The organism is Campylobacter sputorum subsp. sputorum (assembly GCF_008245005.1).
In the GTDB taxonomy this organism is placed as follows: Bacteria; Campylobacterota; Campylobacteria; order Campylobacterales; family Campylobacteraceae; genus Campylobacter_F; species Campylobacter_F sputorum.
The window spans coordinates 1,494,005-1,506,118 of sequence record NZ_CP043427.1 but is presented as its reverse complement, the minus strand read 5'-3'; the positions used below and the strand labels follow the sequence as shown (position 1 = coordinate 1,506,118).

The 12,114-nt window shown below is 33.4% G+C and carries 3 protein-coding genes, 2 tRNA genes, 3 rRNA genes and 1 pseudogene; all 9 read left to right on the top strand.

Going from position 1 to position 12,114, the window contains the following annotated elements:
- Nucleotides 1-94: 94 nt before the first annotated feature.
- Nucleotides 95-724: an NAD(P)H-dependent oxidoreductase gene (locus CSPT_RS07735; RefSeq protein WP_089183057.1), complete on the top strand. Its 630-nt coding sequence runs from the start codon at nt 95-97 to the stop codon at nt 722-724.
- Between the two features lie 573 nt (nt 725-1,297).
- Nucleotides 1,298-3,041: ribosomal RNA gene (locus tag CSPT_RS07730) — 16S ribosomal RNA — on the top strand.
- A gap of 414 nt (nt 3,042-3,455) precedes the next feature.
- Nucleotides 3,456-3,531, top strand: a tRNA-Ala gene (locus CSPT_RS07725).
- Between the two features lie 40 nt (nt 3,532-3,571).
- A tRNA-Ile gene (locus tag CSPT_RS07720) sits at nt 3,572-3,648 on the top strand.
- 766 nt (nt 3,649-4,414) lie between these two features.
- A 23S ribosomal RNA gene (locus CSPT_RS07715) occupies nt 4,415-7,306 on the top strand.
- Between the two features lie 587 nt (nt 7,307-7,893).
- A 5S ribosomal RNA gene (gene rrf / locus CSPT_RS07710) occupies nt 7,894-8,011 on the top strand.
- Together the 16S, 23S and 5S rRNA genes with 2 tRNA genes alongside form the textbook arrangement of a ribosomal RNA operon.
- Nucleotides 8,012-9,136: 1,125 nt before the next feature.
- Nucleotides 9,137-9,466 (top strand): ComEA family DNA-binding protein, encoded by a 330-nt coding sequence (locus tag CSPT_RS07705; protein ID WP_161492223.1) that lies wholly within the window; start codon nt 9,137-9,139, stop codon nt 9,464-9,466.
- 213 nt (nt 9,467-9,679) lie between these two features.
- Nucleotides 9,680-10,861, top strand: coding sequence for a major outer membrane protein (locus CSPT_RS07700; protein WP_089183055.1), 1,182 nt, complete (start codon nt 9,680-9,682; stop codon nt 10,859-10,861).
- 545 nt (nt 10,862-11,406) lie between these two features.
- A pseudogene (locus CSPT_RS09525) lies at nt 11,407-12,102 on the top strand (methyl-accepting chemotaxis protein); the annotation flags it as partial.
- Between the last annotated feature and the right edge of the window lie 12 nt (nt 12,103-12,114).

Sequence of the window (12,114 nt, the reverse complement as noted above, 5' to 3'; positions counted from 1 at the left end):
ATAATTTTACAAGATATGTCATTAAATTTGTTTGAAATTATATTTATAAATAAATGATAAAATCAAATAAAATCTAATTAATAAGGAGCTTGTTATGGATATAAAAAATGCTATAAAATTTAGACATGCTTGTAAAATTTTTGATGAAAATAAAAAGATAAAAGCTGAGGATTTTGATTCTATAATAGAATCAGCAAGACTTAGTCCATCTTCTTTGGGGATGGAACACTGGGATTTATTGCTAGTTGAAAATAAAGAAATCAGGGAAAAATTAAAAATTGAATGCTGGAATCAAGCTCAGATTACAACTGCTTCGCATCTACTGGTAGTTTATGCAAAAATTTCAGATCTCAAACCAGGAAGTGAATATATAAAAGATATGATTTCAAGAAGAGTTGATAAAAACAGAGAACAACACGAACAATATATAACTAAAATTGAAGGTTTTATAAAAAGCAATGTTGGTCTTAGCGATGATAAAATATTTGCTTGGAGCAAAGCCCAGTGTTTTCTTGCGTGTGAAAATATGATGTTAATGGCAGCAACCTTGGGCATAGATAGTTGCCCGATAGAAGGTTGGTTTAGTGAAGAAAATTTACATAAAATTTTAAACAATAACTCAAAAGATAGGCGTATAGCTATGTTGCTTACTTTTGGATATAGACTAAATCAACAAAAACCAAAAATTCGTAGAAGTAAAGATGAAATTTTAAGCATTGTTTAATGTTGAGAGTTTAAAATTATGCAGATATGTATAATAAATTAAATATAAATTTGTATTTTAAAAAATTTTAAAATACAAATTTTCTACATTTTTCAACAATAATTTTATAAATTTATAATTTCTCTACTTTTTTCAGCTCCCTTTAAGCAATATTTCTATACAATTCAATTTCCGCTTCACAGAAAAACCTTTTAATCCTAAAAGATCTTTTTTTGTTGTTAAGTGTGTTTTTTAAATTAATATTGTTAAACATTTTTAGTCAATCTTTGAAATCTAAACAAGTGATCGATTGAGCCATCTACTTTTAGGCTTTCTTTGGAAAGTAAAAAGTAGTAAAAAATATAATTATTAATAATAAAGATTAAAAATCAAATTATTAAAAAATAAAAAGTTTTTAGATTAAAACTTCATAGTTATAGTTAGTGATTTACTTAAAGTTGTTAGGTTTAATTAAACCTTAATTTTATGATTTATTTAAAGCGTAGCTTTTAATAAATCTTTATAACTTTAGGTGGGTCAAGGGAGTGTTTACACTCCCTGTCGCAAAGATTAGCTTTGCTAATCTGCGAAGTAAATATGGAGAGTTTGATCCTGGCTCAGAGTGAACGCTGGCGGCGTGCCTAATACATGCAAGTCGAACGATGAAGTCCTAGCTTGCTAGGATGGATTAGTGGCGCACGGGTGAGTAATGTATAGCTAATCTGCCCCATAGAGAGGAACAACACTTAGAAATGAGTGCTAATACCTCATACTCCAATTATACATAAGTTTAATTGGGAAATGTAGCTCTTAATAATATATATCAAAGATAATTTATAAATAAAAAGTTATAAATATAACAATAAGCTTTTTTGAAGCTTTATATTAATAAAGCGAAAAAAAAGCAAAGCAGTTAGATTTAATAAATTTTTATAGCATTTAAAAATACAAAAGACTTAATTTTTAAATCTAAATATAAATTATTACTAATATTTTTAATAGTCATTTAGAAATATCTTAATATATATTATTAAGAGCTTTCGCTATGGGATGAGGCTATATTGTATCAGCTAGTTGGTAAGGTAATGGCTTACCAAGGCTATGACGCATAACTGGTCTGAGAGGATGATCAGTCACACTGGAACTGAGACACGGTCCAGACTCCTACGGGAGGCAGCAGTAGGGAATATTGCTCAATGGGGGAAACCCTGAAGCAGCAACGCCGCGTGGAGGATGACACTTTTCGGAGCGTAAACTCCTTTTCTTTGGGAAGAATAATGACGGTACCAAAGGAATAAGCACCGGCTAACTCCGTGCCAGCAGCCGCGGTAATACGGAGGGTGCAAGCGTTACTCGGAATCACTGGGCGTAAAGGACGCGTAGGTGGATAGATAAGTCTCTTGTGAAATCTAGTAGCTTAACTACTAAACTGCTTGGGAAACTATCTATCTAGAGTAAGGGAGAGGCAGATGGAATTCTTGGTGTAGGGGTAAAATCCGTAGATATCAAGAGGAATACTTATTGCGAAGGCGATCTGCTAGAACTTAACTGACACTAATGCGTGAAAGCGTGGGGAGCAAACAGGATTAGATACCCTGGTAGTCCACGCCCTAAACGATGTATACTGGTTGTTGCTGTGCTAGTCATGGCAGTAATCCACCTAACGGATTAAGTATACCGCCTGGGGAGTACGGTCGCAAGATTAAAACTCAAAGGAATAGACGGGGACCCGCACAAGCGGTGGAGCATGTGGTTTAATTCGAAGATACGCGAAGAACCTTACCCGGACTTGATATCTAACAAATCATCTAGAGATAGAAGAGTGTCTGCTTGCAGAAATGTTAAGACAGGTGCTGCACGGCTGTCGTCAGCTCGTGTCGTGAGATGTTGGGTTAAGTCCCGCAACGAGCGCAACCCACGTGTTTAGTTGCTAACAGTTAGGCTGAGCACTCTAAACAGACTGCCTTCGTAAGGAGGAGGAAGGTGTGGACGACGTCAAGTCATCATGGCCCTTATGTCCGGGGCGACACACGTGCTACAATGGCATATACAATAAGACGCAATATCGCGAGATGGAGCAAATCTATAAAATATGTCCCAGTTCGGATTGGAGTCTGCAACTCGACTCCATGAAGCCGGAATCGCTAGTAATCGTAGATCAGCCATGCTACGGTGAATACGTTCCCGGGTCTTGTACTCACCGCCCGTCACACCATGGGAGTTGATTTCACTCGAAGCCCAAATACCAAATTGGTTATGGTCCACAGTGGAATCAGCGACTGGGGTGAAGTCGTAACAAGGTAACCGTAGGAGAACCTGCGGTTGGATCACCTCCTTTCTAGAGTACAATGAATATTTCTCACAAAATATTCATCAAAGGAAAATTTTAGATTAGTATATAAACTAATCTACTCAATCATCCTTGTTTAGTTTTCAGAGATTGATGTTAATAAAGATATATAGTGCTAAAAAGAAATTATATAATTTAGATTTTACTTAAATAAAAAATAAAAGAATAATTTATTTTATTGTTTAAAGCTATCTAAAACAGAATATGTGAGCTTTATTCCGTTATCTATTCTCAGTTTTGCATAATATGTATTGGGGAATTAGCTCAGCTGGGAGAGTGTGGGCTTTGCACAATAAAAAGCAAACTGCTTTGCTTTTTAAGTGATTACTGTTGTGAGCAGAGCGAACCAGTAAGCATACTGCGTGCAATTTAGTTTATTTGCATAATAATATATATAAAGACGGGGAATTAGCTCAGCTGGGAGAGCGCCTGCTTTGCACGCAGGAGGTCAGCGGTTCGATCCCGCTATTCTCCACCATTCAGATAACATAATTAATCAAATATCCGTTATCCGTAAAGGGCCTATAGCTCAGCTGGTTAGAGTGCACCCCTGATAAGGGTGAGGTCATAAGTTCAAGTCTTATTAGGCCCACCATTATATCATTAATTAATTTTTTTAGTGCATTGTTGTAATAAAAATGTTTATCATAATAAATATAAATTTAAACTAAGCTTACTTTTAGTTAAGAGCTTAAATACATAAGTCATTAGCTAAAACATTATGGTTTTTATCAAGTAAGTTTATTTTAGATTTTATAATCTAAATGTTATTTAATTTACCATTGTTAAAAGTCACAAACAAGTTTTAATAAAATAAAACAATTTTACAGGACCTTGTTAAAGCTTTAATTATATTGATTACAAAAAAGCAAGCTTTTAGATTTATCTGTTATCTAAATTTAAAAGTTTAAAGATTATGTCACGGTATATAAAGAGTTAAAACTTATCTTTATATATTATTAATCTCTTTCCGTCTTAAATCATATATAATTAAACATTGTAAAATAATTAAATTTAAGCTTTGCTATTTAATTAATAGATAAAGTTTTAAATTAAGATATTAACTATAAAATCAAATTTAAATCTTTTTACAAAAAAGTAGAAAAGTATTAATATAACTATTTTATCTTTAACAAGGAAGTGATGCAAATTAGAATATAAAAACAAAATTCTAAAAATACTTTGCAAGAGCAATAAAACATAAATTATTAATAAAATTATTTGCGAATACACCTTAATTTATGATTTATTTAAAGCGTAGCTTTTAATAAATCTTTATAACTTTAGGTGGGTCAAGGGAGTGTTTACACTTCCTTTCGTAAAGAGCAGCTTTGTTGCTCTTCGAAGTCAAAGTAATAAAAAGGTAAGCTACTAAGAGCAAATGGTGGATGCCTTGGCTGGTAGAGGCGATGAAGGACGTACTAGACTGCGATAAGCTATGGGGAGCTGTCAAGAAGCTTTGATCCATAGATTTCCGAATGGGGCAACCCAGTGTATAGTGATATACACTACCTATATGGAGCGAACGTGGGGAATTGAAACATCTTAGTACCCACAGGAAAAGAAATCAAAAGAGATTACGCTAGTAGCGGCGAGCGAACGCGTAAGAGGGCAAACCACTAGTTTACTAGTGGGGTTGTAGGACTGCATAAAAGACTAAAACATGATAGTAAAACAATCTGGAAAGATTGAGCATAGAGGGTGATACTCCCGTATACGAAATCATCTTTTTACTTAGCAGTATCCTGAGTAGGGCGAGGCACGTGAAACCTTGTCTGAATCTGGGAAGACCACTTTCCAACCCTAAATACTACTACTAGACCGATAGTGCACAAGTACCGTGAGGGAAAGGTGAAAAGAACTGAGGTGATCAGAGTGAAATAGAACCTGAAACCATTTGCTTACAATCATTCAGAGCACGATTCTTTATGACGTGTGATGGACTGCCTTTTGCATAATGAGCCTGCGAGTTGTGGTGTCTGGCAAGGTTAAGGAAACCCGGAGCCGTAGCGAAAGCGAGTCTTAATAGGGCGTTTAGTCAGATGCTGCAGACCCGAAACGATGTGATCTATCCATGAGCAGGTTGAAACCGGTGTAAAAACCGGCGGAGGACCGAACCCGCTGACGTTGAAAAGTCTTGGGATGACTTGTGGATAGGGGTGAAAGGCCAATCAAACATCGTGATAGCTGGTTCTCTCCGAAATATATTGAGGTATAGCGTTGTGTCGTAACTATAAGGGGTAGAGCACTGAATGGGCTAGGGCGTATACCAATGTACCAAACCCTATCAAACTCCGAATACTTATAGTGTAATCACAGCAGTCAGGCGGCGAGTGATAAAATCCGTCGTCAAGAGGGGAACAACCCAGACTACCGACTAAGGTCCCCAAATCTTATTTAAGTGGAAAACGATGTGAAGTTACTGAAACAACCAGGAGGTTGGCTTAGAAGCAGCCATCCTTTAAAGATAGCGTAATAGCTCACTGGTCTAGTGATTTTGCGCGGAAAATATAACGGGGCTAAAATAAGTACCGAAGTCGTAGGCTTGATTTATCAAGCGGTAGGAGAGCGTTGCATTCAGCGTTGAAGGTGTACCGGTAAGGAGCGCTGGAGCGGATGCAAGTGAGCATGCAGGCATGAGTAGCGATAATTAATGTGAGAATCATTAACGCCGTAAACCCAAGGTTTCCTACGCGATGCTCGTCATCGTAGGGTTAGTCGGGTCCTAAGCAAAGTCCGAAAGGGGTATGCGATGGAAAATTGGTTAATATTCCAATACCTTTGATTATGTGCGATGGAAGGACGCTTAAAGCTAGTGGGGCTAACTGATGGAATAGTTAGTCTAAGGATGTAGGTTGAGTTATAGGCAAATCCGTAACTCTTTATCTGAAATCTTAAAGGCTTACAAAACTCTTCGGAGTAGCGTAAGAACCCATGATGCTATCGAGCCAAGAAAAGTTTCTAAGTTTAGTAATCAAAGCCCGTACCGTAAACCGACACAGGTGGGTGGGATGAGTATTCTAAGGCGCGTGGAAGAACTCTCTTTAAGGAACTCTGCAAAATAGCACCGTATCTTCGGTATAAGGTGTGCCTACCAGGGTGTTAAAGCCCTAGAGGTTACAACAAAGAGTCCCTCCCGACTGTTTACCAAAAACACAGCACTCTGCTAACTCGTAAGAGGATGTATAGGGTGTGACGCCTGCCCGGTGCTCGAAGGTTAATTGATGGGGTTAGCATTAGCGAAGCTCTTGATCGAAGCCCGAGTAAACGGCGGCCGTAACTATAACGGTCCTAAGGTAGCGAAATTCCTTGTCGATTAAATATCGACCTGCATGAATGGCGTAACGAGATGGGAGCTGTCTCAAAGAGGGATCCAGTGAAATTGTAGTGGAGGTGAAAATTCCTCCTACCCGCGGCAAGACGGAAAGACCCCGTGGACCTTTACTATAGCTTGACACTGCTACTTGGATAAAAATGCGCAGGATAGGTGGGAGGCTTTGATCCATAGATTTTGGTTTATGGTGAGCCATTGTTGAGATACCACTCTTTTTTATTTGGGTAGCTAACTAGCATGAGTTATCCTCATGTAGGACAATGTCTGGTGGGTAGTTTGACTGGGGCGGTCGCCTCCCAAAATGTAACGGAGGCTTACAAAGGTTAGTTCAGAACGGTTGGAAATCGTTCGTAGAGTATAAAGGCATAAACTAGCTTAACTGTGAGGCATACAAGCCGAGCAGAGACGAAAGTCGGTCTTAGTGATCCGGTGGTTCTGTGTGGAAGGGCCATCGCTCAAAGGATAAAAGGTACCCCGGGGATAACAGGCTGATCTCCCCCAAGAGCTCACATCGACGGGGAGGTTTGGCACCTCGATGTCGGCTCATCGCATCCTGGGGCTGGAGCAGGTCCCAAGGGTATGGCTGTTCGCCATTTAAAGCGGTACGCGAGCTGGGTTCAGAACGTCGTGAGACAGTTCGGTCCCTATCTGCCGTGGGCGTAAGAAGATTGAGGAGAGTTGACCCTAGTACGAGAGGACCGGGTCGAACCAACCACTGGTGTATGGGTTGTTCTGCCAAGAGCATCGCCCAGTAGCTAAGTTGGGATGTGATAAGAGCTGAAAGCATCTAAGCTCGAAGCCAACTCCAAGATGAATCTTCTTTTAAGAGCTCTTATAGACTATAAGTTTGATAGGCTGGATGTGTAAGTGATGTAAGTCATTTAGCTGACCAGTACTAATAGCTCGTTTGCTTATCTTTAATATTTTTGTTTGTCTTTTTTCTACTAAACGGCGTCAGATCGTTCTGCGGTCATTACCTTTATGGTAACTCCCTTGAACTTATTTGTCTTCCTTGTTTAGCGAAAAAATACCTCCAAAAATACATAATAACTATACAAATAAATAGTTAAAATTAAGCATCACTTCCTTGTTAAGGATAAAATTTAATAATGATTTAGCTTAGTGTAAGAACAATTGTATAAAAGCTTGATTAGATTTTTGCATTCATTACCATTAAGGTAACTCACTTAAAACTAATCAACATTTTATAAGCCTTACATCTAATCACAAATCAAGTTATACTAGAAAGATATAGAAGTGAAATATCTTTTAATCCTTAATAAGTAAAAAGTTTTACATATTAAAACTTAGACTTTTAACAATTTATTTAACAGTGTTTAATAAGAATACTTTAATAGTCTATATTATATACGACTATTTTTAATTTAGATAAGGAAAGCGAATAATAAAAATAAATGAGCATACTTTATAGCGTATGTGAATGAGTTTTTTATGAGCTTGATGTAAGTATAAATTAAAAAGAGAAAGTATTTTTATTTAACACTGCTTTGTGGCTATACAGATATGGAAACGCCTTGCCCCATCTCGAACCAAGAAGCTAAGCATATCATGGCTGATGATACTCTCCCTTACTGGGATGTGGAAAAGTAAGTCGCTGCAAAGCGTGTTAATAATTATTCTACAAATATTTCTTAATTTTATCCACATTTATTTATATTAAAATGATTAAATGAATTTAATATTTCTTTATATGATAATTCGTATTTAAATTAAATATAATTTACTTTTATTACTGTTTGTTTCAAGATTGTTTTATTGATTATAAATAATTATAAATTATATAATATTTATAAATTTATAATTATCTTTTATAGTATTTATAACTTTAAATTTATTTATAGTATTTAATACTAATATATTAAATTTAAATATATGATATAAATAGTTGGTTGGATATTTTTTATAAATGCATTATTCTTGTATAATAAATTTATTTATAGTATTTAATTACTAATATATTAAATTTAAATATATGATATAAAATAGTTGTTATTTTTAGTAAAATCAATTAGTATAAATTTAATCTTTTAAGAACCACTATAAAAATATCTTGCTAGTGATATATCTTTTTTATTCATAATATATAGCGACATTTAAAATGAGGAATATATTCCATTTAATGCGTTTTTAAATCTACATATAAATTAGTCTAAATATATAATAAAATTATAGGTATTTTTATAAAAGTTTGTTTATATAAGAGTAATTACAAGTAAAAACCACATAAATACCCATCAAAACAAAACAATAGTTTTTAATAAAAATATAAATTAAAATAAATTTAATCTTTTAAGTTTATATATTTTTATTAGTGCTTTATTGTAAAGTTTAAAGTTTTATATCTTTGTCATTATAAAACTATATGTATTATTTTATCTTGTATGATTACTCCTACAAAAACATTTATAAAATATCTTTTTAAATTTAGATTATTTTATCTTTTTATTAAAATCTTTTTCATACATATATTTTATCTTGGTGTTTGTATAAAAATAAATTTTAAAATTAGTGTTGTTGTTTATAGTGTAAATTTATAGTTGGTAGTGTGTTGGGATGTGGTATTATATTTCTTTATATGTTTTTAGTGTGGAAATTATGAAGTGTCATTTGAATTTATTTTTATAAATATACCGATATTACGCACTTTGTTTGTTATAAATTTATGTAAATATTTTTTATGGTTTTTTAAGCATTTTTTCATAATGTCTGAAATATTTTCTTTTTAGTATTGGCTACTTTGGTTTCGGCTATAAGTTTATTTGCACTTGATATAAACAAAGCAAGTGTGGAGGATTTAGAAAAGATAAAAGGTATAAGCAAAGAAAAAGCAGAAGCTATAGTTAAATATAGACAAGAAAAAGGTGGGATTAAAAACATCAATGAGCTTAAAAATGTAAAAGGCGTTGGAGAACAAAGTATTTTAAATATAAAAAATAATGTTGTTGATAAAAAAGCTTCAAACAAACATAAAAAAATAGATAAAAAAACAAAAAAGGACAAAAAAAAGTTAGCAAAAAATCCGACAAAATTTTACATAAAACTACAAAAAAGTAGATAAAATTAAATTTATAGCACTATTTAGCTTTATAAATAGTGCTTTTATTTTTAAATAAATATTTTTCACACAAAGTAAATAAAAATTCATAAATTTAAAATTACAAATTTATTTTTATTTGTTAATCTTTACATATAAATTTATAAAATTTTAAGCATAAAAAATGATTTTTTATGTTATCATTCATTTACCAAAAAATTTTTTAAGGAGATTTCTATGAAATTAACTAAACTTAGTTTAGCGGTTATGATTGCACTAGGTGCATTTTCTGTATCAGCTTCAGCTATCCCACTAGAAGATGCTATAAAAGATGTTGATGTTAGCGGATATTTAAGATATCGTTATACACATGATGATGAAGAACATTCTGAAGATCAATCAACAGGTACTCATGAATATAAAGCAATCGTAAACTTTAAAGCTGCTTTAGATGATAATTTCTTTGCAGTTGTTGGTTTGCAGTATCTATCTAAAGATGGTTCTGGTGATCAACATGATCAAAATAACTGGAATGCTCAAAGCGATGATAATGGTAATAATGAATTTAGAGTTAGACAAGCATTGTTAGGATATACAATAGGCAATACTACTATCATGGCTGGTCGTCAAGAAGTTGGTGCATTTTTCACTGATGATATGATAGGCGATGGTATCAAAATTCTTAACCAAGACATAGAAGGCTTAACTCTTGCAGCTATTGCATTTGATAACCTAGATAATGATGATGATATTGGAACTTTAGATTATAAAACTAATGAACACAATTTGTATGGTGTAGCAGCGATAGGTTCTTATGATCCTGTTGCATTCCAACTATGGTATGCATCACTTATAGATGTAGCTGATCTTTTTGCAGCTGAGTTAGCACTTAACTTTGATTTAGACCCAGTAACACTTGGTATAAAAGCACAATACGCTTTCTCATCAGTTGACGGTGATTTAGAAAACTTAACAAATGGAGCTGCTGATGACGGTCAATTCTATGCTGGTGAGTTAACTGTAGAAGTAGCTGGCTTTGATGCAAGTGCTGGTTATATATATTATGAAGCAGATTCAAAAGATAAAGTTGGCGTAATCTCTTATGAAGATCAAGGCTCATTTATAAGCCCAGGTGAAGAGCTACTTGATTATACTTTAATTTCTGGTGAAAATCAATTCTGGTTTGTTACAGCTGGATATACATTCTTTGATAAGTTTAGAATTGGTGGAGAGTATATAGATGGTAAAAACGAAACAAATGTAGGCGATCAAGATCAAACTGAATGGGTTGCTAGAGCTGATTACAAGTATAGTAAAAATCTTAAATTTAAAACATGGTACTCACAAGTTAATTACGATGGACGCGGTGTAGATTACGATGATAATAGATTTAGATTTGAGGCTAAATACTCATTTTAATTTTATGATGAGCGAACTTTCGCTCATCTTTTTTTCTTAAATTTCTAAACTTTTTCTTTCATTTTTTACAATACTAGCCAACAAAAACATAAAATTTTAACAATAAAAATATGATATAATTATAAAAATAATTTAATAAAAGGATATTTATGTTTTTGAATTCTAAAAAATCTCAAAATTCCACCGAGTTAGAACTGTTAAAAAAAGAAAATGATTTACTAAAAACTGAAATAGAAAATTTGAAATATAAACTAAATAGTTGCGAGACAAATAAAGATAGTACAAAAGTAGTAGATAACACTAAACAAAAGGCATTAGATCTCCTTATAGCAAGTTACTCAGATGGTATAAATTTCTTACAAGGAACCATGGAAGAAAATCTTGTTATGTTAAATAGTATGAATGAGTTAAACAACGAAACTTTTAGTAAAACTAAAATTCTTACAGAGGAAATAAGTTATATAAATGAGTCTATGCAAAAAGTTGAAGCAACTAGTGGCGAGCTTCAAAATAGCTCTCATTCATTAAACGAAAGCGTTGGTGCCATAGTAGAGATTATAAATTTGATAAAAGATATATCCGATCAAACAAACCTTCTTGCACTAAATGCTGCCATCGAAGCAGCAAGAGCTGGTGAACATGGTAGAGGATTTGCTGTGGTTGCTGATGAAGTTAGAAAACTAGCTGAAAGAACACAAAAAGCAACCGGTGAAGTTGAAGTGAATATAAATCAACTAAAACAAAACTCTAATACAATGTATGAGATGAGTGAGAAATTTAGAGAGCTTTCTGGAAATGTTACTCAAAGACTTGATGAGTTTCATAAAAATATAGAAGATGTAAATAACAACACAAACGATACTATAAATAAAGCTACAAATATTACTAATGAGATTAGTATAAGTAATGGCAAGATAGATCATATCAACTTAAAACTTAGTGCTTATAAAGCGTTTTTATACAACGATATACAACAGATTCCGGACCATACAAGCTGTAAATTTGGAAAATGGTTTGGCGAACAAGTTAGAGCTATATTAAAAGATAATCATGACATAGTAAAAAAAGTAGCATTCCAACACGAAAATGTCCATAATGGTCTTTTAAAGGCTGTAAATATATTTGCAAACGAGGCATCTAAAAATAAGGAAGAGGGTATAAAGATTATGGAAGATGTTGAAAATTCAAGTAAAGTTGGATTTGAAATGCTTTTAAATGCAGTTAAAAAAGTAAGAAAATAATTATTTATATTT

Bases quoted from the DNA above. Each gene is read 5' to 3' on its own strand.
- CSPT_RS07735 (WP_089183057.1), top strand. From the start codon at position 95: ATGGATATAAAAAATGCTATAAAATTTAGACATGCTTGTAAAATTTTT.
- CSPT_RS07700 (WP_089183055.1), top strand. From the start codon at position 9,680: ATGAAATTAACTAAACTTAGTTTAGCGGTTATGATTGCACTAGGTGCA.